The 24399-nt window shown below is 63.0% G+C and carries 30 protein-coding genes, 2 tRNA genes and 1 pseudogene; 13 read left to right on the top strand and 20 right to left on the bottom strand.

What is annotated here, in order from left to right:
- Positions 1-468: 468 nt before the first annotated feature.
- Complete coding sequence (locus ACQ5BM_RS02255) at positions 469-717, bottom strand: hypothetical protein (RefSeq protein WP_429807179.1); 249 nt, start codon at positions 715-717, stop codon at positions 469-471.
- 257 nt (positions 718-974) lie between these two features.
- Here ACQ5BM_RS02255 and ACQ5BM_RS02250 point away from each other — a divergent pair, with 257 nt between their 5' ends.
- From ACQ5BM_RS02250 to ACQ5BM_RS02240, 3 genes are all read left to right on the top strand, one after another.
- Positions 975-1391, top strand: a complete 417-nt coding sequence (locus tag ACQ5BM_RS02250) for a hypothetical protein (protein ID WP_429807177.1) — start codon at positions 975-977, stop codon at positions 1389-1391.
- A complete protein-coding gene (locus tag ACQ5BM_RS02245) occupies positions 1388-1597 on the top strand; it encodes a hypothetical protein (protein WP_429807175.1) in 210 nt (69 codons plus the stop codon). The genes ACQ5BM_RS02250 and ACQ5BM_RS02245 overlap by 4 nt, the downstream gene beginning before the upstream one ends.
- A 124-nt stretch (positions 1598-1721) precedes the next feature.
- Positions 1722-2126 carry a hypothetical protein gene (locus ACQ5BM_RS02240; protein WP_429807173.1) on the top strand — a complete coding sequence of 135 codons (405 nt, stop codon included), beginning with the start codon at positions 1722-1724 and terminating at the stop codon, positions 2124-2126.
- A gap of 150 nt (positions 2127-2276) precedes the next feature.
- Here ACQ5BM_RS02240 and ACQ5BM_RS02235 read toward each other — a convergent pair whose 3' ends face one another.
- The 4 genes from ACQ5BM_RS02235 to ACQ5BM_RS02220 form a co-directional block, all read right to left on the bottom strand.
- A complete protein-coding gene (locus tag ACQ5BM_RS02235) occupies positions 2277-2429 on the bottom strand; it encodes an entericidin (RefSeq protein ID WP_429807170.1) in 153 nt (50 codons plus the stop codon).
- Between the two features lie 417 nt (positions 2430-2846).
- Entirely contained in the window at positions 2847-3263 is a 417-nt protein-coding gene (locus ACQ5BM_RS02230; protein WP_429807167.1) for a hypothetical protein, read from the bottom strand.
- A gap of 274 nt (positions 3264-3537) precedes the next feature.
- Positions 3538-3888, bottom strand: a complete 351-nt coding sequence (locus ACQ5BM_RS02225; protein ID WP_429807164.1) for a hypothetical protein — start codon at positions 3886-3888, stop codon at positions 3538-3540.
- A 131-nt stretch (positions 3889-4019) separates the two neighbouring features.
- The gene (locus ACQ5BM_RS02220) at positions 4020-4727 is read right to left on the bottom strand and encodes an FkbM family methyltransferase (RefSeq protein ID WP_429807161.1); all 708 of its coding nucleotides are present in this window, start codon (positions 4725-4727) and stop codon (positions 4020-4022) included.
- 269 nt (positions 4728-4996) lie between these two features.
- On the opposite strand from ACQ5BM_RS02220, the gene ACQ5BM_RS02215 reads away from it, so the two are divergent.
- Entirely contained in the window at positions 4997-5974 is a 978-nt protein-coding gene (locus ACQ5BM_RS02215; RefSeq protein WP_429807665.1) for a glycosyltransferase family 2 protein, read from the top strand.
- A 278-nt stretch (positions 5975-6252) separates the two neighbouring features.
- On the top strand, positions 6253-6504 hold the full coding sequence (locus tag ACQ5BM_RS02210) for a hypothetical protein (protein WP_429807159.1): 252 nt from the start codon (positions 6253-6255) through the stop codon (positions 6502-6504).
- 142 nt (positions 6505-6646) lie between these two features.
- On the opposite strand, the pseudogene ACQ5BM_RS02205 reads toward ACQ5BM_RS02210, so the two are convergent.
- Positions 6647-6871: pseudogene (locus tag ACQ5BM_RS02205) on the bottom strand (Imm8 family immunity protein); the annotation flags it as partial.
- Positions 6872-7036: 165 nt separating this feature from the next.
- Here ACQ5BM_RS02205 and ACQ5BM_RS02200 point away from each other — a divergent pair.
- A complete protein-coding gene (locus tag ACQ5BM_RS02200; RefSeq protein ID WP_429807157.1) occupies positions 7037-7291 on the top strand; it encodes a hypothetical protein in 255 nt (84 codons plus the stop codon).
- A 141-nt stretch (positions 7292-7432) separates the two neighbouring features.
- Here the strand turns inward: ACQ5BM_RS02200 and ACQ5BM_RS02195 are convergent, their stop codons facing one another.
- Positions 7433-7648, bottom strand: a complete 216-nt coding sequence (locus ACQ5BM_RS02195; protein ID WP_429807154.1) for a DUF1127 domain-containing protein — start codon at positions 7646-7648, stop codon at positions 7433-7435.
- A gap of 648 nt (positions 7649-8296) precedes the next feature.
- Here ACQ5BM_RS02195 and ACQ5BM_RS02190 point away from each other — a divergent pair.
- Positions 8297-8554 carry a hypothetical protein gene (locus tag ACQ5BM_RS02190; RefSeq protein WP_429807151.1) on the top strand — a complete coding sequence of 86 codons (258 nt, stop codon included), beginning with the start codon at positions 8297-8299 and terminating at the stop codon, positions 8552-8554.
- Positions 8555-8599: 45 nt separating this feature from the next.
- Here ACQ5BM_RS02190 and ACQ5BM_RS02185 read toward each other — a convergent pair.
- A tRNA-Lys gene (locus ACQ5BM_RS02185) sits at positions 8600-8675 on the bottom strand.
- Positions 8676-9039: 364 nt separating this feature from the next.
- Here ACQ5BM_RS02185 and ACQ5BM_RS02180 point away from each other — a divergent pair.
- Positions 9040-9115 (top strand) — tRNA-Lys (locus tag ACQ5BM_RS02180).
- A gap of 76 nt (positions 9116-9191) precedes the next feature.
- On the opposite strand, the gene ACQ5BM_RS02175 is transcribed toward ACQ5BM_RS02180, so the two are convergent.
- The 4 genes from ACQ5BM_RS02175 to ACQ5BM_RS02160 all read right to left on the bottom strand — a co-directional run bounded on the left by ACQ5BM_RS02175 (position 9192) and on the right by ACQ5BM_RS02160 (position 12566).
- A complete protein-coding gene (locus tag ACQ5BM_RS02175) occupies positions 9192-10109 on the bottom strand; it encodes a PhzF family phenazine biosynthesis protein (protein ID WP_429807148.1) in 918 nt (305 codons plus the stop codon).
- Between the two features lie 239 nt (positions 10110-10348).
- Complete coding sequence (locus ACQ5BM_RS02170; RefSeq protein WP_429807145.1) at positions 10349-11089, bottom strand: NUDIX hydrolase; 741 nt, start codon at positions 11087-11089, stop codon at positions 10349-10351.
- 2 nt (positions 11090-11091) lie between these two features.
- Positions 11092-12198 carry an endonuclease/exonuclease/phosphatase family protein gene (locus tag ACQ5BM_RS02165; RefSeq protein WP_429807142.1) on the bottom strand — a complete coding sequence of 369 codons (1107 nt, stop codon included), beginning with the start codon at positions 12196-12198 and terminating at the stop codon, positions 11092-11094.
- Between the two features lie 32 nt (positions 12199-12230).
- Positions 12231-12566 (bottom strand): hypothetical protein, encoded by a 336-nt coding sequence (locus tag ACQ5BM_RS02160; RefSeq protein ID WP_429807139.1) that lies wholly within the window; start codon positions 12564-12566, stop codon positions 12231-12233.
- A gap of 128 nt (positions 12567-12694) precedes the next feature.
- Here ACQ5BM_RS02160 and ACQ5BM_RS02155 point away from each other — a divergent pair, with 128 nt between their 5' ends.
- Entirely contained in the window at positions 12695-14146 is a 1452-nt protein-coding gene (locus ACQ5BM_RS02155; RefSeq protein ID WP_429807137.1) for a CHAD domain-containing protein, read from the top strand.
- Positions 14147-14176: 30 nt separating this feature from the next.
- Here the strand turns inward: ACQ5BM_RS02155 and dapA are convergent, their stop codons facing one another.
- The 5 genes from dapA to ACQ5BM_RS02130 all read right to left on the bottom strand — a co-directional run bounded on the left by dapA (position 14177) and on the right by ACQ5BM_RS02130 (position 19487).
- Positions 14177-15091 carry a 4-hydroxy-tetrahydrodipicolinate synthase gene (gene dapA / locus ACQ5BM_RS02150; protein ID WP_429807134.1) on the bottom strand — a complete coding sequence of 305 codons (915 nt, stop codon included), beginning with the start codon at positions 15089-15091 and terminating at the stop codon, positions 14177-14179.
- 323 nt (positions 15092-15414) lie between these two features.
- Positions 15415-16056 (bottom strand): Isoquinoline 1-oxidoreductase subunit, encoded by a 642-nt coding sequence (locus ACQ5BM_RS02145; RefSeq protein WP_429807131.1) that lies wholly within the window; start codon positions 16054-16056, stop codon positions 15415-15417.
- A gap of 2 nt (positions 16057-16058) precedes the next feature.
- Positions 16059-18212 (bottom strand): molybdopterin cofactor-binding domain-containing protein, encoded by a 2154-nt coding sequence (locus ACQ5BM_RS02140; protein WP_429807128.1) that lies wholly within the window; start codon positions 18210-18212, stop codon positions 16059-16061.
- Positions 18213-18216: 4 nt separating this feature from the next.
- The gene (locus ACQ5BM_RS02135; RefSeq protein ID WP_429807126.1) at positions 18217-18672 is read right to left on the bottom strand and encodes a (2Fe-2S)-binding protein; all 456 of its coding nucleotides are present in this window, start codon (positions 18670-18672) and stop codon (positions 18217-18219) included.
- A gap of 311 nt (positions 18673-18983) precedes the next feature.
- On the bottom strand, positions 18984-19487 hold the full coding sequence (locus ACQ5BM_RS02130) for a hypothetical protein (RefSeq protein ID WP_429807123.1): 504 nt from the start codon (positions 19485-19487) through the stop codon (positions 18984-18986).
- 230 nt (positions 19488-19717) lie between these two features.
- Here ACQ5BM_RS02130 and ACQ5BM_RS02125 point away from each other — a divergent pair, with 230 nt between their 5' ends.
- Positions 19718-19987 carry a hypothetical protein gene (locus ACQ5BM_RS02125; RefSeq protein WP_429807120.1) on the top strand — a complete coding sequence of 90 codons (270 nt, stop codon included), beginning with the start codon at positions 19718-19720 and terminating at the stop codon, positions 19985-19987.
- A gap of 90 nt (positions 19988-20077) precedes the next feature.
- A complete protein-coding gene (locus ACQ5BM_RS02120; RefSeq protein WP_429807117.1) occupies positions 20078-20362 on the top strand; it encodes a hypothetical protein in 285 nt (94 codons plus the stop codon).
- Between the two features lie 79 nt (positions 20363-20441).
- Here the strand turns inward: ACQ5BM_RS02120 and ACQ5BM_RS02115 are convergent, their stop codons facing one another.
- Positions 20442-20837, bottom strand: a complete 396-nt coding sequence (locus ACQ5BM_RS02115; RefSeq protein ID WP_429807114.1) for an Ohr family peroxiredoxin — start codon at positions 20835-20837, stop codon at positions 20442-20444.
- Between the two features lie 158 nt (positions 20838-20995).
- Here ACQ5BM_RS02115 and ACQ5BM_RS02110 point away from each other — a divergent pair, with 158 nt between their 5' ends.
- Positions 20996-21484, top strand: coding sequence for a MarR family winged helix-turn-helix transcriptional regulator (locus ACQ5BM_RS02110; protein ID WP_429807111.1), 489 nt, complete (start codon positions 20996-20998; stop codon positions 21482-21484).
- 149 nt (positions 21485-21633) lie between these two features.
- Here ACQ5BM_RS02110 and ACQ5BM_RS02105 read toward each other — a convergent pair whose 3' ends face one another.
- Both ACQ5BM_RS02105 and greA read right to left on the bottom strand, forming a co-directional pair.
- Positions 21634-22662 (bottom strand): DUF3095 family protein, encoded by a 1029-nt coding sequence (locus ACQ5BM_RS02105; RefSeq protein ID WP_429807109.1) that lies wholly within the window; start codon positions 22660-22662, stop codon positions 21634-21636.
- A gap of 234 nt (positions 22663-22896) precedes the next feature.
- On the bottom strand, positions 22897-23379 hold the full coding sequence (gene greA / locus ACQ5BM_RS02100) for a transcription elongation factor GreA (RefSeq protein ID WP_429807106.1): 483 nt from the start codon (positions 23377-23379) through the stop codon (positions 22897-22899).
- Positions 23380-23667: 288 nt separating this feature from the next.
- Here greA and ACQ5BM_RS02095 point away from each other — a divergent pair, with 288 nt between their 5' ends.
- The gene (locus tag ACQ5BM_RS02095; RefSeq protein ID WP_429807104.1) at positions 23668-24321 is read left to right on the top strand and encodes a glutathione S-transferase family protein; all 654 of its coding nucleotides are present in this window, start codon (positions 23668-23670) and stop codon (positions 24319-24321) included.
- Positions 24322-24399 lie beyond the last annotated feature (78 nt).

The following is a 24399-nucleotide window of genomic DNA, read 5'->3' as shown; positions in this document are numbered from 1 at the left end:
ATATTCCTGCCTATTCAAGGTGTTATGCCGTTCTCCGGCAAATGATGCGAACCTCGATTACCGCACAGGAGAAAAACGACAAGCGACCGGACCTGGCCGGTTGTCAAAACCACCCTCATTCCTGTGCTTGTCACAGGAATCCAGCAGCGCCGTGTCTACGGCGCGAAAGAGTTCCTTCACGCGAAAGACTTCGCGTGGCTGGATCCCCGCCACAAGGGCGAGGATGACGGAGGGTGGGATAGCCCTCCAGCTAGAGCATCCTGCTTTCAGGTGGCATCACTTGAAAGCGGAAAGATACTCTAGAATCAAAGTGCTAGAGTGTCCTTTGGCGTTCATATGGACGCACGGCGCTCTGGACGGCGATATTGGCAGAGTCCAAGAGACCAACTCCACACACCAACACATCGTAGCGCCGTCCGTGCCACGACGGCTTCGCTTCGTAACGACAGAGCCCGCCGCCGCGGCACCTCACGCCGCCATCCCCTCCTCGATCTCCATCGGCAGATCGCCCGACATGAAGAGCACCGTGGCGTCCTCGAACTCCCCGGTCGCAAGATCGCCCGAGCGGCTGAAGGCGACGACGCCCACCTTGGTTGCCGCCAGCCTTTCGGCCAGCCGCACCGCCTGCTCGGCCGCGGTTGCCTGCACCGGATTGTCGGCAATGAGCGCCCCGCGGCTCCCCAGCGTGAAGCTCTGAACGACAAAATAGGTGATCATCCCATGCTCCTTTCCGCCACCTGGAATGGCGGCCCCAAGGTGGCGCAATCGTCAGAACAAAACAAGAACAAATAATCGCCTATCGACAATTCGCCGCGGCGGCCGCGAAGAAAATTCCTGCCGGTCGCGCCTTTCCTATTGACCGATAAATAGGAATTTTCCTATATTCCGGCAAAGACGAAACCGGAGGGACCGACGGCAGCCCGCAAGGGCCGCCTGAGCTCACCTCGAACGGACCGAGGTGAAGGATGCCTGACGTGCTGATTGCGGACGCCATGACGGGCACCGCGCCGTTCCTTCAGGGACGCGAGATCATTCTCGCCGTCATGACGCTCGGCGCCGGCTATTTTTGCGAGGAAACCGACACCGTCGGCGCCACCTGCAGGACCGCTGCCGACTGGCTTCGGACGCATGATGGCGAGCATGTCGTAAGGCTGATCCGCTTCGATCTCGACGCACTCCACGGCGAGGACGTCACCGAGACGGTCGCCGACGCCTGGCTCGACGGCTACGACCTTACCCCCGAGGAGGAACACAAGCTGCCGGCCTTTGTCCGCACCTCCGACGCCTGGGACCGATGGTGCGCGGATTTCGCAGCGCAACGGCCACCCTACAGCCAGGCCGCCCACGGCACGCTCAACCATCGCCAACAGTTCGGGTGCGATCTCGGATGACGGCGGCGCTCGACAAATCCGCCCTCTTCGCCGCCATGGAAGCCTTCTGGGAAGCCGAAGGCGGCAACGAGCATGGCGTGGAAGCCGCGATATCGGCCTATTTGCAGCGCCTGAACCTCACCGCTTTCAACGACATGGCCACGCGCAAGCGCGCCGAACTGGCCGCCGCAACCGCGCGGCCTCCCGGAGGGCCACGCGCCTCATGAGACAGACGGCGCTCCAGATCCGCTCGCGGCAATCGCGACCGGGCAAAACACCCAATTTTGGCAATCATCATTAATTTGCAAAAATGCTAATAAAACGGGCGGGGAGCACAAGAGGAGAGATTCGATGCCGCGCCTTGCCCATCTTTATTTCAAGACCGCAATCATTTTCCTGATCATCGGCCTGACGATCGGTCTGCACATGGCGATCAGCCAGGATCATGCCGCCACACCGGCGCACGCCCATACGAACCTGCTCGGCTGGGTCACGATGGCGATCTTCGGCATCTACTATGCGCTCAACCCGGCCAAGGCCGAGCGGCGGCTGGCGATGATCCAGTATTACGTCTACACCTCAGGCGTCGGCGTGCTCGTTCCGTCGCTCTATCTGATGGTCACCGGCAGGCCCGAGATCGAACCCGTCGTCGCCGCCGCCTCGATCGTCGCCTTCATCGGCGTGCTGCTCTTTGCCGTGGTGATCTTTTCGAGCGGCGAAACGGTCGCCCAGCCGGGCGCACTGCGGCCGCGATAACGCCGGGGCAGAGCGCGATGTGTTCTGAGGAACGCAGCAAGGTCGCTCTAGCGCTTTGATTCCAGGGCATCTTTCCGCTTTCAAGCGATTCCGCTCGAAGGCGGAAGGTCAATGCAGAACGGGCGGAAGTGTCCCGTCCCGCATCGCGCCCTACTTCGAGGTCGACTTCAGCACCCGGTGCGTCGCGTCGTCGAGTGCGTGGCCGGTCTCGACACTATCCTGGCGAAAACCGCGCGCCGTGTTGCCACAGGCGGTCACGGCAAGAAGCGCCAGGCAGAGAACCATGAGCATCGTCTTTGACATCATCGTCTCCGTCGGTTTCTCCTACGGCGCCGCGCGCCTTGTCAGAGGCGCAAAGGTCGCCGTAGCACTTTGATTTGCTGCCTGTCTTCGTCCTTGGATCGGGGTCGATTTCAGGCGACATGCAGGAGCGGAAATGCGGCGCAGTGCGACAAAGTCAATCGGCCCTGCTCAACCGGGCGCGGCGAAAGACGAGCGCGACGGCCATTGCCCCGCCGCGCCCCGTCTCGCGATTTATTTTGGCAAGCGTACCGGAATCGCCGAATCAGGCCTTCCCCCGGCGGGCGGATGCGCGTTAGCTTCCGTACCGCGCAGTACGTTCTTTCTGGACTGCGCTTCCCCGCACCCCGAGCCATTTTGGGTGCCTGCTTGCCCCGCCCTCGTGCGGGGCTCTCTTTTTCGGCCGCCTGTGACCGCAGGTCACTCGACCTTGAACACGGCGTCTCCGACAAAGACGATGACATATTGCTCGCCGTCGCCCTCGCGCGCCCAGCGCCGTAGCGTCTCGACATAGGGCGCCTGCTTCCAGATCTCCGGAAAATCCGGATCGACGAGAACGGTGATCTGCGGCCCCTGCCGATAGATCATCATGCGTGAGCGCGCCGGGTCCCAGGCGTCACCCAGCGCCGCATCCGTACGCCAGAGACAGAGGAAATCGCGGCAGAGCTGCGGCCGCTGCTCGTAGATCCGGCACCCCTCACCGTCGATGCAATGCCGGCACCAGTCGTTCGCCGGCTTCGCCAACGCGTCGATATCGGGCAGCCGGCAGCAAAGCGTGCAGGTGCCGCAGGCGCGCTCGCCGAGCGGGGTGGATATCGAAGAGGCCGGAGTGATCATCGGCGGACGCTATAGCACATCGCCCCTGCGCAAGTGAACCGATCGGCGGCCTTCCCGCATCGCCCTTAGCCGGGCACTGGACCGGGCACTGGGCCGGGCACGGGCATCACGCCGCCGCCTACAGCGCCGCGCGTCCTACCAGCCGCGCAAAGGTCGCAGTAGCACTTTCAGTTGCTGCATCGCGAACGAATTCATCGCGCGCATGCTTGCGCGGCACGGAATTTTCGACAGCGCCTCGACCGCGGCGGGTGCGCGGTCGCGACAAGGAGGCGCTTTAGCGGATGCGCGGGCAACCGCCGCGGTTGGCGAGATCGATCCTGGCGTATTCACCACGCCGTCCGATGCCTTCGACGACAATCCGGTTGCGGCTCATGCCGGCGATCTCGGGATCGCGCATGCCGTAGCCATAGGCGCGGCGGATGGCCTGGCGGGGGCTGCAGCCGCGCCGCGGTCTATAGTACTCGTCCTCGTCGTCATAGCGGCGGTAGTCGCGATAATCGCCGTTGTCGCCGCGCGGGCCGATATAGAGGTCCAGGGACTGCGCCGGCGATACCGAAGGCAGCGCGGTAACGGCGCCCGCGGCGATCACGGCCATGGCCAGAATCTTGCTGATTGTGTGTGTCATATCTTTCTCCTCCACTCGCTACCCGTTGAGTGGACCCCAAGGTTAGCGACGTGAACATGAATGCAGGAGTAACAAACGACCCGCCAAAAAGTTGCGCGGGTCGCGTTGGCGGCGTGGGAAATCGGCTGGTTTCAAGCGCGATTCCGGTGGAAATGGAAGGTCTTGCGGTCGGTCTCGCCCTGCCGGAAGCCCTTGGCCGCGAGAATCGCCTTCAATTCCTCGACCTTCGCCTCGCCGATGATATGCGGGTGCAGTTCCACCAGGATATCCCTGACCGAGCCGAAATCGGCGACGCGCAGCAATTCGTCCTCGCTGCCCTCGACGTCCATGATCAGCACGTCGGGACGATAGGTTCCGAGAACCTCGGAAAAGATGTCGCTTTCGATCTCCACCTTCGCGCCCGGAAGCTGGCGGTCATAGGCGCTGGAGGAAATGATGTTCTCGCTGCGGAAGAAGGAGATCTTGCGCCCGTCGGCCGTCATCGCCTTGAGCCGCAAGGTGGGCTCGATGCCGTTCAGCCGGAAGTTCTCGCGGATCAGCGGCTCCAGCGTCGCATTGGCCTCATAGGTCAGCACGTTCGAAGCGCCGCAGGTCCTTGCCGCAAGCAGCGCGATGAAGCCGACGCCGGTTCCGACCTCCAGCACCTTCGAGCCGGGCTTCAGCAGCCGAAGCAGGATGTTGCGCTCCGTATCCTCGTAGACCTCGCGGTACATCAGGTCGCGCACGACGGCCGGAACACGCGTCTCGTCGGACACCAGCCGGATGCCGTCGATCGTCACCGTGCGTGCATTGGTAAGATAGCGGATTTTCTTCCGGATCGAACGAAGAAGGCGTTTCATGCTCTGTCCCAAGGATCTACTCACCGCCAGTTAGTACGATTTTGCGCCCGGCGTAAGAGGGTTTGCATATTCTCGACATCTGATGCACCGCCGGCCGCGACACCCGGAACCACGGCGTTCCGCATTTGCTTCACCGGCGTTTTTGATCTAAGCCCCCGCTATATTATGCATGAAGAATACTTATCGGACTCGGAATGAAAGACATTACCTATCCTTTCAGGGATCGATCCGACGCCGAGATGATCGCGGACCGGAACCTGTTCGATCGTCTGATCACCTGGTATGAATCGGCCAAGGTGGAGCGGCGCGAACGGTCGGCGAGCCGCGACGTCGAATTGCGCTGCGTCAGCCCGCACGGGCAGACTTCGCTCTATCCCGATGATCTTCCGCTGGTCTTCCTCACGCATAACGACGTCAAACTGATGCCCGGCTTTCTTGCACATTACCGGTCGTTGGGCGTTACCCGCTTCATCTGCGTCGACGACGTCTCGACCGACGGCACGCGCGAATATCTGCTGGGCCAGCCCGATGTCGACCTGTGGGCGTCTGCGCTGCGCTACAGGGAAGCCCGGCGCGGCCGCCTCTGGCGGGAGGTGCTGTTTCAGCTCTATGGCGACGACCGCTGGTACGTGAACGTCGATTCCGATGAATTCCTGATCTACGACGAGTGCGAGAGCCGCACGCTGTGGTCGGTCATCCATGCGCTGGAGGATCTGAAGATTTCGCGGCTGCCGGCGCCGATGCTGGATATGTATCCGATCGATCTCGGCGCCGCGGACGTCAGTCAGCTCAAAACCCGCGCGCCCTGGGAAATCGCCGATCATTTCGACAGCCGCGGCTATTCGCTGGCGACGACCCGGCGCGCCATCACCGTCAAGGGCGGCGCACGCCACCGCGAATTCGACGCGGACCTGGAACTGATCAAGTATCCGCTGATCTTCTGGGACGGCAACTGTCGCTTCGGCGCCAGCATCCATCAGCCGCTGCCCTATCAGCGCAACTTCGCCCCGGTGCTCGGCGCTCTCCTGCACTTCAAGTTCTTCGCCGACTACGAAAAGGTCTTCGAGGACGCCGTTGCCGACGGACAATATTTCGATGGCTCGGCGGCCTATGCAAAGATGACGCAAGCGCTCGCCAGCGCCGGGGCGCTGCAGCTCTTTTCCCAATCCTCGGTGAAATTCGGCGGCTCGAAGCAATTGCTGCGGCTCGGTTTCATCACCCCCGTGCCCTACTGCATGTCTCCTTAAATCGACCTCGATTTGAGGACGAAGACATGCAGAAAATCAAAGTGCTACAGCGACCTCTGCGCGCCTCATAAGACGCGCGGCGCCCAAGGGCGCCGCCGGCGGCAAGCGTTAAACCTGCGCCGCTTCCGGCAATGCCTTTGATCGTGAGCTAAACGGGCGCCCGATCGCCGTGCAGCCGCATCGCTGGTTTTTCAACCGACCCGCGAGCTTGGCCGTTGATAATTCGACCGACCGCTCCATTTACAGCTCTGAGGCACTTAACCTGAGGAGAAGCCTGCATGAATCGAAACACAGTCATCGGCATCGTGGTTGTGATCGTGCTCATCGTTCTTGGCGTCGTGTTCCTGAAACCGGGGGCCAAGCAAGCGACCGAGACCGCGCCGGCAACGACGACGACACAACCCTCGACGACCGAACAAAAGCCGGCAACGCCTGGCCAGTCGACGACTCAGCCCTCGACCACCCAGCCGTCGACGACCCAACCGTCCACGACGCAGCCGTCAACAACGCAGCCGTCTACCAGCCAGTAACGGCCCTAAAACGCGACCACCCCTGCCGCACCGGCCGGCAGCGGGTGGTCGCATCAGACAAGACGGCCGGGACGCCGTGGCGTTATCGCGGCCCGGCGGCCATGCGCCGGCCCTGTCGGCAAGCCACCAAAGGTGCCGTGCCTCATCGGGATCGACGGGGTTCGTATTCCCAAGGAAAGCGCTTGCGCAGTTCTTTCAGGCTTTCCTCCCAGGTGTCGCGCTGGCAAGCCGCGATCGCCTTGGTCACATGATCCCCAAGGACAGGGAAACTATATCGCGGGACCTCGATGTATCGCGTGTCCGGGGTTCTGCGAGGTCTGTTGTTCGGGGTGACGACCCAAACACTAAAAGACTCCGCCCAGGCGTCTTCCCTCGTGCCTGACGCATCGTGCTCTAAGACTTCGAGGCCGACCGGCGGTCCGTGTGGCCGGCAGAGAGAGCGCGCCGGTCAAACCTGTCCGTCGGCGTCACTGCCCTGTTCCCTTCCGGCTTGCCGATGCTATGAATCCGGGACCCGCCAATGGAGCCCCGAATGCGCGCCGTCTTCTTCTGTTCGCTGCTGCTTCTGTCGTCCTGCATGCCGCACATCCCGGAGGAGGTTCTCGATGCAAACTGGTGCAGGGACATGGCGGCGGCGAAGGCCAAGGCGACCGGTACCGGCCGGGCGAACCTCGCCGCCGCGATGATAAGGCACGACTGCGCCGCCAAGCTCGCCGCCGAACGGCAATCGGCGACGGCGGCGCCGGACCAGGATGATGATCTCCGGTCAGGACACCCCGAATCGTGAGCCTTGGTCGATAAGGGAAGAGGCCCGCTGCTGCATGTCTCCTTAAATCGACTTCGATCAAGGACAAAGACATGCAGCAGATCAAAGTTCTACAGCGACCTTTGCGCGTCTGATTAGACGCGCGGCGCTGCAGGGCGGGCCTCAGTTGTGCCTGGCAACCGGATAGCCGACCGGCATTTGCCAAAGCGAAATGTCGGCTATCTCAGGCTTCTTCACCACTTCCTCCGCGCCGATATCGCGAAGCATGCGGTCGGAGAGATGGCTGAGCTGGTTGAGCGTCCGGCGACGCCTCCAGGCAGCAACGAGGAAGGCGCCGACCGTGCGGCGGAAGCCGAACGTTCGAAACAGGTCGTCCATGATCGCCGGCAAGGCCCGGCGGAGCGAAGTTGCAATTCGTGCATGATTGATCCCGCCGCCGCGAGCGGCCGGGTCCTCTAGATTATAGATGCGCGCGGACACGGAATCGCGTTCCGGGAACCGGTCACATCAAGTCAAAATGGAAAATACGAAAAGGCAGAGCTCGGGCCGCGCTTATGCGCCGAAGTAACCCAGAGAGTTATGGCGTGGTCGTCGAGACGAGCAAGCCATTCCACCAGAGGCGAGCATCTGCACAAAATTATGATTCATCGTATGCCTCCTCTAGTTTGAGCTCCGATTTGGTGAAAATTACACAAGCTTACTTTCGGGGCAAGACCACAATCGCAGACTGCGGGAATGACGAAACGCCTGTTGCACGGAAGCAACAGGTGGTGGTTGCGGCCCTGTCATGCGTCACGCGACAAAACCGGTAACCATCCGGGCTGCCGCTCTTCGGCACCCCGTGGCCGCAGGTTCGATCGTCGACATCGTCACCGACCCACCGGCAATGGCTTCAGCGCCCCTGCCCCATTCGCAACGAGCCTCGCCGCCAAAGGGCATAGCCCCTGAAGAAACACGGCCACCGTCTGTTGCCACCTGCCTGGTTGTGGTGGACACTACACCTCATAGGGCATTCGAGGTGAATCGATGGACTTCGAGAAGATCGGTCGGGCACGGCTCATGCTGCGACTACCAAGACATAGGAAACAGATTTCAGAGCTGAGGTTCCTGGCGCTCAACAACCTCATGGCGGCCTATGGCGTCGCCGTGATCACGCGTGACGAACTGAGAGAGCACGCGATGGCGGATGAGCCTCTGACTCTCGTCTATGAAAGCAACTGCCAGGCGATAGAAGACAAGGTGGTGATGCTTCTCACCAATATCAGCCCACGCTTCGTCCATTGACGAGCTCCGAAACGAGCGAAATTTATTCAGCGCTTAGGGGAAATCTGGTGGGTGATCACGGGCTCGAACCGTGGACCCGCTGATTAAGAGTCAGCTGCTCTACCAACTGAGCTAATCACCCATCCGTGGCGCCGCTTTAGCGCACGACTTGATGACACTCAAGAGGGTATTTGCGTTACGCATCTATAACTCACAGCCCTTCCATCTGGCTCCGAGATCGCTTGCCTTTGCTTTCACCTGGCTGCGCGATCAGCGCACGTCGATGAAGCGGCCGCCCAGGTCAAAGCGGCCGTTGTTCGCCCGTCTTTCGTCACGCCTCTCCTGTTACGTGCATCTGCGGAGAGATGCGGGGCCTTCTCCACAGCGACTTCGCCGGCCCCAAGAAATTTTTCAAAAGATTTTCACAAAGGCGCTGGACAAGCCAATCGAACGCCTTTATACGCCCCCTCACGACAGCGACGGGACACTCCGAAGCGGTCGCGGATGGGTGATTAGCTCAGTTGGTAGAGCAGCTGACTCTTAATCAGCGGGTCCACGGTTCGAGCCCGTGATCACCCACCAAATTTCTCCTAAAGCGCTGATTAAGCTGAAATTTCCAAGACGCAAGACATCGCGCCTCTGATGACGACTCCACGCCTCAGACGTAGAGTTCGCCCGCGGCGATCTTCACCGCATGGCCGCCTATGCGGGCAGTGCTGATCTCCCCGCCGGTGATATCGAGATGCAGGTGGATGAAGGACGGCCGTCCCATTTCCACCCCCTGCTCGACCAGTACGGGGTGATGACCGTCGACGAACTGGTCGAAATAATGGATGGCGCCGGAGAGAGCCGCCACGGCCGAGCCGGTCGCCGGGTCCTCAAGGCTGCCGGCGCCGGGGCCGAACTTGCGGGCATGGAAGCGTGCCGTGTGGTTCACGCCGCCACGGCAATAGACGTAGGCCGATGCCAGCCGCCCCTCGGCCATCGGCGTCAGTTGTTCCCAGCGCAGCGAATCGAACTCGATCGAGGAAACCGTCGCGACGTCGTGCACCGGCACCATCACGAAGGGGGCGCCGGCACTCCAGAACGAAGGTACGTGGTTCTCGAAGCCGATCTGCGAGAGTTTCAGGCTCAGTGCGTCGGCGATCGCCTGCCGGTCGAAGCGGGCATCGAGCCGCACCGATTTGCGCGGCAGGTCGAACTCGGCAAAGCTCGCGGCACCGGGCTTGAGGCGGACGGCGCAGCGCACCGGCCCCACCTTCTCCTCCAGCACCTGCACGAGGTCGATCCCCTCCTCGATCGCGCCGTGCTGCGCCTCGGCAAGCGCGATCGCCGCGCCAACCGTCGGATGTCCGGCAAAGGGCAGTTCCTGGCCAGGGGTAAAGATCCTGAGCTTCGCCGTATGCGCGGCGCCGCCGGGCCTGCGGATGAACACCGTTTCCGACAGGTTGAATTCCTGCGCGATCGCCTGCATCGCCCCGTCGTCCAGCCGGTCGGCGCCGAAGACCACAGCCAGTGGATTGCCTTCGAGTCGCCTGTCGGTAAAGACGTCGTAGATCGCGTAGCTCAGCGCCATTCATGTCCCCTTGCGAATATACCTCGAAACTTTGCAACGTCGTGACGCGTGCGGCAAGGCTTAAGAGCACCGGTACACAGTTCGGCGCGAATCACGATTTCTTCAACCGCGGATGTGCCGAGGCGCCTTCTTGCCTTCGCGGCACCCGACCGGCGCGCAGCCGCCGCCCAGCGCCAGTCGGGCGGCAAAGGCTATTGGCTCACAGATACAAAGGGGTATCACGCCCCGTTGACTCAAAATCAGAGCGACGTTTCTCGCCGGAACAGCCACTCCAAAATGGGTGGGATGAACGGCGGATAGTTGTGGGCTTTCGGGTCCGGACCGAAAATCGCGATCGCCTCGTCGATCTCCGGCTCGGGATCGGCGGCAATGTGCGCCGCCACGCGCGCAACCAGCGCCGCGGCCGTTTCCGGGTAGCGGTAGACGCGGATGACGGTTACGGCGCGGTCCATGTGCAACAGGTGATAGCCGGGCTCGACTGTCGCAAGCGCGAGATCGATGCCTGTCTCCTCCAGCGCCTCGCGGCGGACGTTGCCGGCAATGTCGCAGCGCCCGTCGACGATATCCTCGGGTTCCAGCGAGCCGGAGGGACTGTAGACGCGGGCCGGATTGGCGGTGTGCGAGCCCATGCGCACTAGGATCAGCGCACCATCCGAGGAGAGGATCGCCGGCATGGCAAAGAGATGGAAGGCGCCCTCGGCCCGCGTCTTCCGCCACCAGAGAAAGGTCGAATAGGGCACGACGTGCCCCTCGCCGCGGATCCGCCCGTCCTCGATCCTGAGCGCCCGCTGCAGCACCATGCGGCCATCGAAGAGATGCGGATTGGCGGCGATTTCCCGTTGCCAGTTCTCCTGCGCGCGCTCGACCTCGCCAAGATGAAACGGATGCGCCGCGCCGTTGACGCGGATCTCGACGTCGTCGATCGGGATGATGACGCCTTCGGCCGGCCAGAGTGCCGTATTGCTTTCAAGAGCGCCCATGGTCACACGTCCAGCGTCATGGCCACGGGGCAGTGGTCCGACGCCTTCGGCCGGTCCCAGCCGGTGCGCGGATAGCGCTCCACTTCCAGCCCCGGCGGAAAGATCGTGCGGAAGGGCTGGCCGCCGCGGATGACTTCGGGCACCTGCGCGTGGTTGCGCTTGGCAAGCGCCGGCGACAGCCAGATATAGTCGAGCTGGCAGAGATGGCGCTCCTGCGGCCCGCGGCTGTGAAACAGCGTCCAGCGATCCATCACCGGCCGGCGCAGCATCGGGTTTTCCACGAAGCCGTCATGGCTGAAGACGTCGAGCGAGCTCGTCTCCTCCTCGTGCGGCACGAACTGGTAGCCGTTGCGCCGGTCGCCGAGAATGTTCACCTTCTCCTGGTAGTCGTTCATGTCGCCGCAGATCGCGAACATCTTGTCGGCGGTGCGCCCGCGGCCGAAGCGGCTTTCGATGATGTGGCGCACGGCGCTTGCCTCGGCCACGCGCAGCGGCATCGTCGCCTGCCGGCCGTCGAGCCCTTCGCGCGCCGGCCCCATCGATTTGAAATGCACGACATAGAGCGTCAGCGGCCGCCCGCCGATCCTGAGATCCAGCTCCAGGCAATCGCGCTTGAAGATGCGGTCGGACGGCCGGTTGGTCAGCGCGATCTGGTCGTTGAAGAGGTCGAGATCCTCATAGGTCAGTCCCGCATGGCTCTTCACGTCCAGGCACTCGATCGGCTGGCCGTCGCGCGTCTCCTCACGCATCAGCACCGCGACGTCGATCCCGCGCGAATCATTGCCCTCGATCAGGTATTTCTGCCGGTAGCCGTTGCCGACCATGCGGAACAGATAGTTGTATTCGAAGGCCTGCAGCGAGGCCATGTTGTCGGCTTCCTGCAGGCAGAGGATATCCGCGTCGCAATCGGCAATCGCCAAGGCCGACATCTGCCGCGTATCATCCGTATGCGCGATGGTGCGCGCCTCCTCCAGCCGCTGATATTCCGCCTCGCTCTTCACGTCGAAGAGCCTCAGCACCCGGTCCTGTTTGAGCTGGTTGCGAAAACCGGAAAAATCGAAGCGGCTCAACAGGTTTTCGATGTTGAAGGTGGCAAGGCGAAGCGACATTTATCAATTCCGTGGCATGAAGTGCCGGGAGCTTAAAGCAATTCCAGGAAAAGTGTGAAACGGTTTTCCGTCCGGAATTGCGGTATTACAAACAGCAATTCCAGGAAAAGTGCGAAGCGGTTTTCCGTCTGGGATTGCGGCATTACAAACAGCAATTCCAGGAAAAGTGTGAAACGGTTTTCCGTCCGGAATTGCGGTATTACAAACAACAATTCCAGGAAAAGTGTGAAACGGTTTTCCGTCCGGAATTGCGGTATTACAAACAGCAATTCCAGGAAAAGTGTGAAGCGGTTTTCCGTCCGGAATTGCGGCACTCCCATCAGTTGTTGGGCCGCAAATGTCGGGCCGGACTTTCGCTCGCCGCGCACTTACATCTCCGTAAGCGAGATTTCCGGCGGCCCCAAGATTCGCGCCATATGATCCATGTCATTCAAACCATGAACCATTGTGCTCAAATGGGGTTGGGTACATCGCCCTTGCGCTCATGGAGGATGGTTTGAAAACGGAAATCGAACTCAAGCTCGAGCTCTCTGCCGAAGATCTCGCCCGCTTCGCCGAGTCCCGCCTCCTCGGGGAGCCGGCGCGGGTAGAGCAGCAACGGTCCGTCTATTTCGATACCCGCGACCGTGATCTTTACCAGTCCGGCTTCACGTTGCGCATCCGCACGGTCGGCGCGGCACGCATCCAGACGATCAAGGCGACCGGCCCCGGCGCCTCGGTCTTTGCCCGTGCGGAATGGGAGCAGCCGCTTTCCGCCGACGAGCCGGTCGTCGATCGCACCACCCCGCTTGCCGCCGAGTTCGGCCTGGAGCCCGACGACCTGGAGCCGCACTTTACCGTCGAGGTCGAGCGCAGCACCTGGGATGTCGACCAGGACGGCACGAGGATCGAAGCGGTGCTCGACCGCGGCATGGTCACCGCGGGCAGCCGCCAGACCGCCGTCGGCGAGATCGAACTTGAGCTGAAGGACGGCGACCCGGAGGCGCTTTTCACCCTCGCCCGCCGCATCGAGGCGATCGTTCCCGTCCGCTTCGGCGTTCTCTCCAAGGCCGAGCGCGGCTTCCGCCTGATCGACGCCCAGCCGGTCGTCTTCAAGGCGGAGCCGGTCGAGCTCGACCGCGAGATGCGGGTGACGAAGAGCTTCCGCACCATCGCGCTTGCCTGTCTCCGCCACTACCGCCTGAACGAGGACGTGCTGCGTGAACGAAGGAACCCGGAGGCGCTGCACCAGTCCCGCGTCGCCCTTCGCCGCCTGCGCTCGGCCATCTCGCTCTACAAGGATTTGCTCAGCGACGACGAGAGCCAGCGTATCAAGGGTGAGCTGAAATGGCTGGCCGGCGTCCTCGGCAAGGCCCGCGACGTCGACGTTCTCCTAACACGTGACCCGGAGCCGGAATTGCGCGACCAGTTGAAGACGGCGCGCGCCGCCCGCTATGCCGAAGCCTTCGAGGCGCTCGACAGCGGACGCGGCCGCGCCCTTCTTTTCGATCTCCAGCAATGGCTGCACTGCGGCGACTACCTGTCGACGCCGCCCGCCGAGCTTCGCGACCGGCCGGTGGCCGATTTTGCCGAAGCCGTTCTCGACCGGGCGCGCCGGAAGCTGAAGAAGCACGGCCGCGCACTCGCCAAGGTCAGCGACGAGCAGCGGCACGAGGCCCGCAAGGATGCGAAGAAACTGCGCTATGCCGCCGAGTTCTTTGCCGCACTGTTTGACGACAAGCGGGGCGCGAGGCGCTACAAGCGCTTCATCGATGCCATGACCGCATTGCAGGGCCGGCTCGGCACGTTGAACGATCTCGTCTCCGGGCCGCTGGTGCTCGGCGAGATCGGCCTCGAGGATCACCCGGACGCCGAAACGCTGGTCGTGCACACCGACAAGGACAGGCTGATCGACCACGCGCAGAACGCGCTCGACGACGTGATCGACGCCAAGCGCTTCTGGCGGTGACCGTCGGCCCCCTCGCGCCCGATGGCGGGGCTACCCCTGCCGCTGCGCCGCCATCGCCTGGTCGATCCGTGCTGCCAGCCCGTCGCTGACGGGCACCATCGGCAGGCGCATTTCCGGGCTTTCGATCAGCCCTGAACGCCAGAGCCAGTGCTTGATCGGCCCCGGGCTCGGCTCGGCAAACAGCAGCCTCGGCAGATCGGCAAGACGCTGCCAGTCGGAAAGCGCGCCTGCCTGATCGCCGGCTATCAGCCTGTTGCGGACAGCGGCGAAGGCTGCCGTCTGCACATGGGCCGAGGCCGTGATCCCGCCTTCCGCCCCTTGTGTCAGCGCCGTGTAGAACAGCGGATCTTCGCCGGTCAGCACCGCGAAATCCCGGGGCTTGTGGCGCAGCAGATCGAAGGATTGCGTCGCATCCGCCGAACAATCCTTGACGCCGACGATGTTTTCCCGCTCCGCCAGTTGCAGCATGGTCTCGTTGCCGAGGTTCACGCCGGTCCGGTACGGAATGTTGTAGATCAGGATCGCCCGGCCGGTGGCGTCGGCAAGCGCCGAGAAATGGGCGAAAAGCCCGCGCTGCGACGGCCGCGTATAATAGGGGCAGGCAATCAGATAACCGGCGACATCCCACGCCTCGCTCCGCCCAAGCGCCTTCACCGTCTTCAGCGTATCGCTGCCGGAAAGGCCGAAATAGACTGGAATGCGCCGGCCAGCCGCAGACAGCGCCTCATGGGTGACCGCAACCAGCCGCTCGCATTCCGCCTCGTCGAGCGCCATGCCCTCGCCCGTGGTCGCACCGAGAATGAAGCCGTCGATCGGCTCGCCGGCATAGTGCTTTACGAGCCGGCGCAGCGAACTTTCGTCGAGTTCACCGTCGCGAAAGGGCGTGATCAGCGGCAGCCAGAGACCGCCAAGCGCCGACGGCCGTGTTGAACCTGTGGTTTCCATGAAATTCCATCTCCTTCAAAGGACCGGAGACGGAGCGCAAGCAAAAACCCCGTCCGAACCGGCGGGGTCGATCTGATCCTTGTGCTTGCTATGCTCTGCGCGCAACGACCGAAAGCCCCGGGCACGGGGCTTTTTTCGAGGTCGTCAGTTTGGCGAGACGGCAGGTCATGGCGCGAAGGTCGAACAGTCCCGGACCTTTGTCAAGCCGCGACGGAAGGCATCGGCCCGACAGGCGGCAGCATCCCATCAGACAGCAGTTTGCCGCACGCCGCGAAACGCCTCAGCGATCTCAAACATCGCTCACTCCGGGCATGAGCTGCCGCTCAGTCCGGGCATTCCGCACCCGTATCCACCCAGGCGGCGATCAGCGCGGCCAACTCCGGCTGGGACCCGGGCGGCGGGCTGCGGCCCTCGCCCGGATGCCAGGCCCAGCCGACCAAGTGGTCCTCGCCCATGTGCTTGATGAGATCGGCATGGGAGCGGTTGCCGTTGCGTTCCGCGTCCTTCACCTGCCGACAGATTTCGCCGACGGTGAGGCCCTGCCAGGCCATGCTTTCGGGCGCCAGTTGCCAATGGGCGTTGCCGGGAATGGATTTGAGACGGCTGCCGACGATCCCGCGGTTCTCCGCACCATGACAGGTGCTGCAGGCAAGGCCGGCCGGCCCCATCGAACTGTCGGCCGCGATCATCAGCGGCACATGCGGATGCATGTCCTCGCCCTGGGTCGGGCTGCGTGTCGCCGGATGGCAGTTGATGCAGCGCGGATGCGTCAGCACGCGGCTTGCCTCAGCAAAGATCGCCTTCGAGCGCTCCTTGGCATCGGCGATCGACGAGAATTCGGAGGCCGCCTTCAGCGGGCCGCCACCGGATGTTTCGGCATAACCGGTGATTGGCGCAAGGGCGGCAACGAGACCGGCCGCAGCGAGAGCGGCGGCAAGCGATAGGGCGAGCGTTCGCTTGGTCACGGTCACACCCTCCTGAGATCGGTCTGGCCGATCGGCAAAGTTCTGAGCCGCTTGCCGGTCGCGGCATGGATCGCATTCAGAAGCGCCGGCGCCACACCCGGCGTCCCCAGCTCGCCGATGCCGCCGGGCGCCTCGGTGCTCGGCACGATGTGCACCTCGATCGGCGGCGTCTCATGAATGCGCAGGACGGGCGAATCGTCGAAATTGCCCTCGACCACGGCGCCGTTTTCGACGGTGATGCGGCCGTAGAGCGCGGCGCTCAGGCCATAGACGACGCCGCTCTGGATCTGTGCCTCCACCGTGTCCGGATTGATCACCTGGCCGCAATCGATCGCGCAGACGATCCGCTCCGTCCGCAACCGGCCGTCCTCGCCGATGCTGACCTCGGCGATCGTCGCGGCGAAGCTGCCGAAGTCCTCCGTGAGCGCGATGCCCCTTCCCTTGCCTTCGGGAAGTGCCGTCGACCAGGAGGCCTTTTCGGCGACGAGATTCAGCGCGGCGAGAAGCCGTGGCTTTTGCTGCAGCAGCCGCCTTCGATAGTCGAGCGGATCGATGCCCGCGGCGTTGGCCAGTTCATCGATGGCGCCTTCGATCGGCGGGATGTTGCGCGTCGCCCCGACGCCGCGCCAGTTGCCCGTCAGCATGCCGTCCGGCGCCTCGTGGCGGGCGAAGTCCGTGTAGCGGTTGGGGATCTGATAGGGCGATTCTGCCCCGGCCATCTGGTCGAGGTCGATGCCGTCCTTGGTAAAGGCCGGCATCCAGCGCGCCATGACCGAGGGCCCGATGACCCGGTGGCGCCAGGAAACCGGCAGGCCGTCGGGACCGAGCGTCGCCGTGACCTTGCTGTAGTTGAGGTAGCGATAACAGTCGTGGCGGATGTCTTCCTCGCGGCTCCAGGTCACCTTCACCGGACCGTTGACCTCTTTGGCGATCTTCGTCGCCAGGATCACGCCATCGACATCGAGCCGCCGGCCGAAGCCGCCGCCGAGCAGATGGTTGTGGACGACGACCTTTTCGACCGGCAGGCCGGTGACCTCGGCGGCAACCTGTCTCGTCCGCCCCATGATCTGCGTTCCCACCCAGACCTCGCAACTATCGGGGCGAACATGCACCGTACAGTTCATCGGCTCCATGGCGGAATGGGTGAGGATCGGCATGCGGTAGATGAATTCATGCACCGGCCCGTGCTCGGCCTCGGCCTTCGCCACGTCGCCCTCGTGGATGTGCCGCAAGGCCTCACCGTCGATCGCGGCGTCCATCCGGCGCTCGAGTTCCGCCTGCGAGACCGTGGCGCTCGGCCCCGGATCCCATTCGATCGAAAGCGCCGCAAGCCCTTTTCGCGCCGCACCGGTGTTGTTGGCGACGACCGCGACGGCCTCGTCGATGCGTACGACCTGGCTGACACCCTTGACCGCCATCGCCGGAGCCTCGTCGACCGCGCGGAGCTTGCCGTTGAAGTGCGGACAGATCGCGATCGCCGCATAGGACACACCCTCCAGCCGGGCGTCGATGCCGAACTTCGCGGTGCCGTTGACCTTTTCCGGACTGTCGAGACGGTGCGCCGGCTTTCCGATCACCCGGTAGCTCGATGCCGGTTTCAGCGGTACCTCCTGCGGCACGGCCTGGGAAGCCGCCGCCGCAATCAGGCTGCCATAGGCGGCCCGCCGGCTGCCGCCGGTCTCGTCTACCTGGCCGGCCTCGGCCTTGCAGGCGTCGGGCGAAATGCCCCAGTCGGCGGCAGCGGCACGCACCAGCATGATGCGGGCGGCGGCACCGGCCTTGCGCATCTGCTCATAGACGCCGCGAATGGCGAACGAGCCGCCGGTGATCTGATCGCCAAGCAGCGGATTGGCATAGTGCTTGGGATCGGCGGGCGCATGCTCCAGCACCACCTGGTCGAGGCCGACCTCCAGCTCTTCGGCGAGCATCATGGCGACCGCGGTATAGATGCCCTGCCCCATTTCCACCGACGGCATGATGAGGGCGATCTTGCCTTCCGGCGGGATGCGGATGAAGGCGTTCGGCGCGAAGGGTTCCGTGGCTGCGGCCGACGGCTGCGGCCTGAGGCCGATCACCAGTCCGGCCCCCGTCAAGGATGCGCCGATCAGAAGCTGGCGGCGCGATAAGGCAAGGTTGGCCCTGTCGAAAATGGACATCTCATCACCCCTGTGCTGCCAGCTTGATGGCGGCGCGAATGCGCGGATAGGTGCCGCATCGACAGATGTTCCCGGCCATGACCGCATCGATGTCGTCGTCGCTGGGCTTCGGATTGGCGGCGAGCAGCGCGGTCGCGGACATGATCTGCCCGGATTGACAGTAGCCGCACTGGACCACGTCGATATCGAGCCAGGCCTGCTGCACCCGCTTGCCCTCGGGCGTGTCACCGATGGCTTCGATCGTGGTGATCTGTTTTGCGGCGGCGTCGGCAACCGGCGTGACGCAGGAACGCACCGCCTGGCCGTCCACATGCACCGTGCAGGCGCCGCACATGGCGATGCCGCAGCCGAACTTGGTTCCGGTAAGGCCTATGGTGTCGCGCAGGACCCAAAGCAGCGGGATATCGCCGTCCACATCGACGGCATAGTTCTTTCCATTGACCGTGAGATTGTAAGGCATGTGTCCACCGGCCGGAGCCGTCCCCCTGTACATGCGAAGGCGCGAAAATACCAACAAGGGTGGCGATCGGCCAAATTACATTCCCGTGAGGTGGAGGTGGAATAATTGCTGGATGCCGGCGGCCCCTGGCGTGGCATTTCCCCTGCCCGGTCGCCTATAGCGCCGCGTGTGAGCCGTCATCCGGCTTCGTCCGGAAACGCCAATGGGGGGACGACAGCGCGAGCCCGGTGCGTCCAAGACTTGGCTTCACAAGCACTTAGCATCCTCTCATTCGATCATGTTGCTGACCCTGGAGAGAATGATCGGCGTGCCTACGCGTCCGGGCGGTGACGGCTCGGGTCGGAGCGCTGCTCCAGCCACATCGCATGTTCAAACAGAGACGTCTCGTCAGACATTCCTTTTCGGAATTGATCCGTCAGAGAGCGGGCCAATCGATCAGCCCGCTTCCCGTAGCGCGGAATGTTGCGCCAGACGCACACGCGGTCGAAAGTGCGCTGGAGCATTTCGAGATCGTCGGGACCAAGCTCGCTGTCTGAAGCGCCTGCGATCTGCCGCATCGAAACCTCGGGGCTTCCGGGGTCGACGATGTCAGCATTTTCGGTTGAGACAGATCGCAGGTCGAGACCGATGGTGTACTTTAATGCTCCGCTCTCGCGAATACCCGTTTGGTAGCAATTGATAAGGCGGGCTGCGATCGCTTCGGCTGCCTCACAATCCCGCGGCAGCCCGCGTTCGCTCAGGATTTCGCTAAAAATCCGCGCGATCTCATTCATTTCGTGAGGAAGAAGTGCTTTGGGATTGGCCGTGGAATTCATCGCGCCACCTCCTGAACTGGGGCGAAAGCGCGAATTATCTTCCAGCCGGTGGGGCCCGTAGAACTGCCCAACGATACGACCAATATGGGCCGATCTGGCAATAAGGCAACCGACCTGGGGGGGAACTTTGATGGGCGACCGCCGTTTCTCTCTTGTCTTGGTTGTCGCGCACCTCTTGCTGTGCCGCCTAACAACGGACGGGGTGAAATGACATTTTGAGAGGTGACCCGATGGTTGACCTTGAGATCATTGAAAAGCATCTGGCTCTGAACGAAAGGCACGTCGAGGAGGCCGCGCGGCACGTATCCAACCAACGCCGCATTATCGAACAGCTTCAGGAAATCGGGGGCAGCACGGGGATCGCCCTTGAATTGCTGGCGACCTTTGAAGCCAACTTTGCCACTCACAAGGAAGAGCGCGATCGGCTCCTGCTGGAAAAGGAACTCGCACTCGCCGGCACCGCCTACCCCCCGAGTGTCAATTCTCCTCTTCAGCGCTGATTCCGCTCTCACAAGCGCTTTTGCGACAAGCCGTGTGATCGTAGTCTCGTCCACACGAAATCGGGATTGTCGCGCCGGCATGATGTTCCGATGGTGATGTTTGAAGTTCGCAGCATCGCCCCCGCCAGCCGTGCGGGAACCGTTACCGCAGAGATGACGCAACAGGGCAAGCCTGTTCGCTACCTTCGCTCGACATTCGTTCCCTCGGAGGAGAAGTCCTTTTGCCTTCTCGATGCCCTGTCCGCCGAGCGCGTGAGGGAGCAACCGAATTGGCCCAGCTTCCGATGCAGCGCATTGTCGAAGTTGCTCGCATCGCCGCCGACGATCTGGCGTGAAATCGTCAGCGACACCCGTCCGATATCGCCACACACCTGAATGTATCGGGATGCGCCGCGGCTGGTGGTCCAGGTCCGGCACATCCCGATGATAATCAAGGAGAATTTTTCAGGCGATCTCAGACGAGATTGGTCTCGACGTCGATATTGCCGCGCGTCGCCTTGGAGTAAGGACAGATCTCGTGGGCGGCGTGGATGATTTCGTGGGCGACGTCGCGGTCGAGGCCTTCCAGGCGAACGTTCATCCGGGCGCGCAGGAAGTAGGAACCGTCGTTGACGTTCAGGTCGATCTCGGTATCGACCTCGGGGCCGGCCGGAAGCTTGACCTTGCGTTGCAGCGCAGCCAGCTCGATCGCGCCGATGTAACAGGCGGACCAGGCGGCGCCGAACAGGTTTTCCGCAGCCGGATGCGGCTGCGACAGCTTCAGTTCCAGCGTGCCGTCGCGGCTCACGGTGCCGCCGTTGCGGCCGCCGGTATTGTGGGTCGTGCCGGTGAAAAGGAGCTTCTCGGTCATGTCATTTTCCTCTCTGTTCGCTTTTAATCGCATCCGCTTCAATCGGATGCGATGTATATAGTTGAAGTCGGACGCGGCGTCAACACTATTGCGATTTAATCGGATGCGATTTATATTAAGTGCAGATACGGAAAGAGAAAAAAATGAAGGACACCCCCATGCCTACGTCCAAGACAGCGAAAGCCCCTGAGACCACGCCGGCAAAGGGCGGCAGGAAGCTCTCCAACTTCCTGTGCTTTGCGATCTATTCGGCAAACCTCGCCTTCGGCCGCGCCTACAAGCCCCTGCTCGACAAGCTGGGCTTGACCTATACGCAATACGTGACGCTGGTGGCCCTCTCGGAAGAGGATGAGCAGACGGTCAGCATGCTCGGCGAAAAGCTCTTCCTGGAATCGAACACGCTGACGCCGATCCTCAAGAAGCTCGAGGCGGACGGCTACCTGCAGCGCCGGCGCGATCCCGCCGACGAGCGGCAGGTGCGCCTCACGCTCACGCCGGCCGGCCGCGAACTGGTGGATGCGGAACCGGGTTCGGCGCTGATCGAGGCCACCGGGCTCGGAGACGACTTCCCGGTCGTCCAGCAGTCGGTTTCAAAATTGCGCGACAGCCTTCTGCGTTCGACGCAGTCGGAATCGCGGAAGGCATAGGCGCGGGCGAGAAGGCAATGATGGACACGTGGGGCGTCGATGGCCGCCCCTTTTCGGCTCCGGCGAATGCCGTTTCGCCGGGCGCCCTCACCTGAGACGTAAGTGTCGCTCGGCAGCAGGGACTGCCGCCGTCCTTTGAAAGGCCGCCGCTACGCGGCTGCGGCCAAGGTAGCCGCCATCATCTCCGCCGCCTTGGCATAGCCGCCATCCATGCCGTCGAGGAAGTGCAGATGCGCATCCGGCCGGGCCGATGGCACCAGGCAGGTCATCAGCGCGTGCGATTGCCGGTGCAGCCCGAAGATGACCTCGCCGCGCGCCCGCGCCGCAACGAGGATCGCTTCCACCCGATCGATCTGTTCGGCCGCGCAATCCACCGTCAGGCGCAGGCCATCGTCATATTTGCGAAAGTCGGAATTGGCGGCAACGCCCGCCCAGCGCTCGGGTGCAATCGGCACGCGCTCGTCTTTCGGCACGCCCATTTCGCCCGGCAGGGGATGCGACTGCCGCGGCCCTTCGTCGAAAACAGCGATCACGTCTCTCGCCAGCGCCGCGAAGCGTTCGGGCGTCACGCGGTCGGTGGGCTCGACCAGCAGCGAGAGAATCTGGCCCTGCCGGCTCGGAAACGGCCGCCACTCGCAGGCAAGCCCCGTGAGATCGGGTTCGCCGCCATCCATCTTCGGCGCCAGTCGATAGTGCCCCTTCTTGAGCTGCCGTTCCGCCCATTTGAGCCCGCCACCGGCAAACATCGCATAAGTGGCTGCTTCCGAAGCGGCGTAGCGGGCGATCCGCACGTCCTGCCCGTTGGCGCGGATCTCCTGAACCGTCAGCAGACCGATACGAAGGTCGAGGCCGAACCGATCCTTCACGAAGGCCGCGACCTGCCGCAGTGCCGTGGCCGCAGTCACCGCGCCCTCCGGCGGCAGGGCAAAGGCCGCGCCATCGCCGCGAAAGACGAAGGGGAAATCGAAATTGCCCCGGGCATTGCCGATGGCGGCAATGGCCGATGCGCCGGCGTAGTTGACCTCCTCGTAGCGCCCGGACCGGATCGCCCCGGTCGAATTCACCACATCGGTGATCCCGATCACCCAGTCGCCGGGCAGCGGCTCGTAGACCTCGGGATCGAGCACGCGCGAAAACTCGCGATAAGTCTGAGCGTGTCGGGCGTCGCCATCATGCATGCGCTTTTCCTCGTCGACGGGGCCCGGCGCGGCCGATGTCGTCCACCCGTCAACCTATGCCACCGCATTAAATCGGATGCGATATAAATGCCGATGCACATCAATGTCAATAGGAAGCAATTTAATCGCATACGATTATATTAGGTGGACGCATCTCCTAAGCGATGGCCCCGGCCATCTGGAATGACGCAGCCAGGGCGGAACCCTCGCCCTCATCTCTTTCCGGGAATGGCTTTACGCGATCGCGACGATCTCGAGTTCCTGGTCGCCGACGCTCATGACCTCGCCCACCGCCTTGCCCATGAGGATGCGGGCCACCGGCGAGACATAGGAGATCGATCCCGCCTTGGGATCCGCCTCGTCCTCGCCGACGATGCGATACGTCTGCACCCGGCCATCATCGCGGCTGAAGGTGACCGTGCTGCCGAAGGCGACGATCTCGGCCGAGGTGGGCTCCGGCATGAGCTGGGCGGTGCGCAGCCGCTCGTTCAGATAGCGCAGATCGCGCAAGGGGCCCGCCTGCTGGCGGCGTTTCTCGTTGACGTCCTCGACCGCCGCCGCTGCCTCGTAGGCTACGCGGGCCTCCTGAAGCTGCGCCTCCAGCGCCTTCAGCCCGGCTTCCGTCACCAGGTTCGGATGCGGCGAAATCGGGCGATCCGGCAACAGGGTTTCCGCGGCGGTTTCGGCACTTTCTTCCTTGGTGAAGGCAACGCTCAATCCTGAGAACTCCGTCTGACTGCAATCGGCTTTCGGCGCCGCGTCCAATACCGGTCCGTCGCCGGCCGATCAACTCTATCGCATTTTCGCCCGTCGTGCGTGCCCGTCGCTCGTCCCTAATTCTTGCAACCGGGGTTTGCAAACAGGCTAACTTGGCACCCCAGGCCCTTGATTGTATCGCCAAAGCTGAGATCTATGCGACAGCAATCGAACAGCAGTTTCACCCGAGTCTTGAACAAGACATGGGCGGGCTTGGGCCCGGACTGCCCCATGCGGAGGAGAGAATCTTTGGCCGAACCATTTGTTGTCTTTGGAGCGTCAGGCTCGGGCTCCGTTCCGATCGAGGCGGCGCTGAGCCTTCTCGAATTGCCCTATCGCGTCGAGGAATCCGCCCCCTGGGAGGGACAGGAGGCTGCGAACAAGCTCGCTCGCATCAATCCCCTTCGGCAGGTTCCAGCCCTGGCGCTCCCGACGGGCGAATTGATGACCGAAAGTGCGGCGATCCTGATCTTTCTCGCCGATGCCTATCCTGACGCCCGGCTGGCGCCGGCGTTGACCGACGCAAGACGGCCGGCATTCCTCAGATGGATGATGTTCGTGTCCTCGGCCATCTATGCCCTCTTTTGGATTGCCGACGGCCCGGCGCGCGTCGTCGAGCGGGAGGAGGACCACGCGGCCGTCAGGGCGCGCCTGTTCGACCGCATCGCGCGCTGTTGGGAGCAGATGGGGGCACAGTTGCAGCCCGGCAAATACCTCCTCGGCGAGGACCTGTCGGTGCTCGACCTCTATGTGGCGACCGTGTCGCGCTGGTCGCCCGGCCGGCGCCGCTTCTATGAGGTCGCGCCTGCGCTCGCGGACATCGTCCGCCGTGTCGACGCCGATCCCCGGCTGGCGACGCTGTGGGCCGAGCGCTTTCCGTTTTCGCCGGGCTGGGAGCGTTAAACCTCCAACGCAAGAGGCGTACGACTTCAAGTGATTTCGTCATCGTTGCCAGATGCGGGGTGTCGTCAGCCGGCAGGC

Source organism: Ensifer sp. B1-9, from assembly GCF_050474445.1.
Classification (GTDB): domain Bacteria; phylum Pseudomonadota; class Alphaproteobacteria; order Rhizobiales; family Rhizobiaceae; genus Ensifer.
The sequence above is the reverse complement of the archived record's forward strand: the minus strand, read 5'-3'. Positions and strand labels throughout refer to the sequence as shown.

What these genes read in the sequence shown, in the direction of transcription:
- ACQ5BM_RS02105 (WP_429807109.1), bottom strand. Translation starts at nt 22,662, where the DNA reads ATGCATGATGGCGACGCCCGACACGCTCAGACTTATCGCGAGTTTTCG.
- ACQ5BM_RS02235 (WP_429807170.1), bottom strand. Translation starts at nt 2,429, where the DNA reads ATGTCAAAGACGATGCTCATGGTTCTCTGCCTGGCGCTTCTTGCCGTG.
- ACQ5BM_RS02165 (WP_429807142.1), bottom strand. Translation starts at nt 12,198, where the DNA reads ATGTCGCTTCGCCTTGCCACCTTCAACATCGAAAACCTGTTGAGCCGC.
- ACQ5BM_RS02230 (WP_429807167.1), bottom strand. Translation starts at nt 3,263, where the DNA reads ATGATCACTCCGGCCTCTTCGATATCCACCCCGCTCGGCGAGCGCGCC.
- ACQ5BM_RS02115 (WP_429807114.1), bottom strand. Translation starts at nt 20,837, where the DNA reads ATGACCGAGAAGCTCCTTTTCACCGGCACGACCCACAATACCGGCGGC.
- ACQ5BM_RS02200 (WP_429807157.1), top strand. Translation starts at nt 7,037, where the DNA reads ATGCGCGCCGTCTTCTTCTGTTCGCTGCTGCTTCTGTCGTCCTGCATG.
- dapA (WP_429807134.1), bottom strand. Translation starts at nt 15,091, where the DNA reads ATGGAAACCACAGGTTCAACACGGCCGTCGGCGCTTGGCGGTCTCTGG.
- ACQ5BM_RS02225 (WP_429807164.1), bottom strand. Translation starts at nt 3,888, where the DNA reads ATGACACACACAATCAGCAAGATTCTGGCCATGGCCGTGATCGCCGCG.
- ACQ5BM_RS02255 (WP_429807179.1), bottom strand. Translation starts at nt 717, where the DNA reads ATGATCACCTATTTTGTCGTTCAGAGCTTCACGCTGGGGAGCCGCGGG.
- ACQ5BM_RS02190 (WP_429807151.1), top strand. Translation starts at nt 8,297, where the DNA reads ATGGACTTCGAGAAGATCGGTCGGGCACGGCTCATGCTGCGACTACCA.
- ACQ5BM_RS02240 (WP_429807173.1), top strand. Translation starts at nt 1,722, where the DNA reads ATGCCGCGCCTTGCCCATCTTTATTTCAAGACCGCAATCATTTTCCTG.
- ACQ5BM_RS02210 (WP_429807159.1), top strand. Translation starts at nt 6,253, where the DNA reads ATGAATCGAAACACAGTCATCGGCATCGTGGTTGTGATCGTGCTCATC.
- ACQ5BM_RS02195 (WP_429807154.1), bottom strand. Translation starts at nt 7,648, where the DNA reads ATGGACGACCTGTTTCGAACGTTCGGCTTCCGCCGCACGGTCGGCGCC.
- ACQ5BM_RS02175 (WP_429807148.1), bottom strand. Translation starts at nt 10,109, where the DNA reads ATGGCGCTGAGCTACGCGATCTACGACGTCTTTACCGACAGGCGACTC.
- ACQ5BM_RS02170 (WP_429807145.1), bottom strand. Translation starts at nt 11,089, where the DNA reads ATGGGCGCTCTTGAAAGCAATACGGCACTCTGGCCGGCCGAAGGCGTC.
- ACQ5BM_RS02220 (WP_429807161.1), bottom strand. Translation starts at nt 4,727, where the DNA reads ATGAAACGCCTTCTTCGTTCGATCCGGAAGAAAATCCGCTATCTTACC.
- ACQ5BM_RS02125 (WP_429807120.1), top strand. Translation starts at nt 19,718, where the DNA reads ATGGTTGACCTTGAGATCATTGAAAAGCATCTGGCTCTGAACGAAAGG.
- ACQ5BM_RS02130 (WP_429807123.1), bottom strand. Translation starts at nt 19,487, where the DNA reads ATGAATTCCACGGCCAATCCCAAAGCACTTCTTCCTCACGAAATGAAT.
- ACQ5BM_RS02110 (WP_429807111.1), top strand. Translation starts at nt 20,996, where the DNA reads ATGCCTACGTCCAAGACAGCGAAAGCCCCTGAGACCACGCCGGCAAAG.
- ACQ5BM_RS02135 (WP_429807126.1), bottom strand. Translation starts at nt 18,672, where the DNA reads ATGCCTTACAATCTCACGGTCAATGGAAAGAACTATGCCGTCGATGTG.
- ACQ5BM_RS02245 (WP_429807175.1), top strand. Translation starts at nt 1,388, where the DNA reads ATGACGGCGGCGCTCGACAAATCCGCCCTCTTCGCCGCCATGGAAGCC.
- ACQ5BM_RS02140 (WP_429807128.1), bottom strand. Translation starts at nt 18,212, where the DNA reads ATGTCCATTTTCGACAGGGCCAACCTTGCCTTATCGCGCCGCCAGCTT.
- ACQ5BM_RS02120 (WP_429807117.1), top strand. Translation starts at nt 20,078, where the DNA reads ATGGTGATGTTTGAAGTTCGCAGCATCGCCCCCGCCAGCCGTGCGGGA.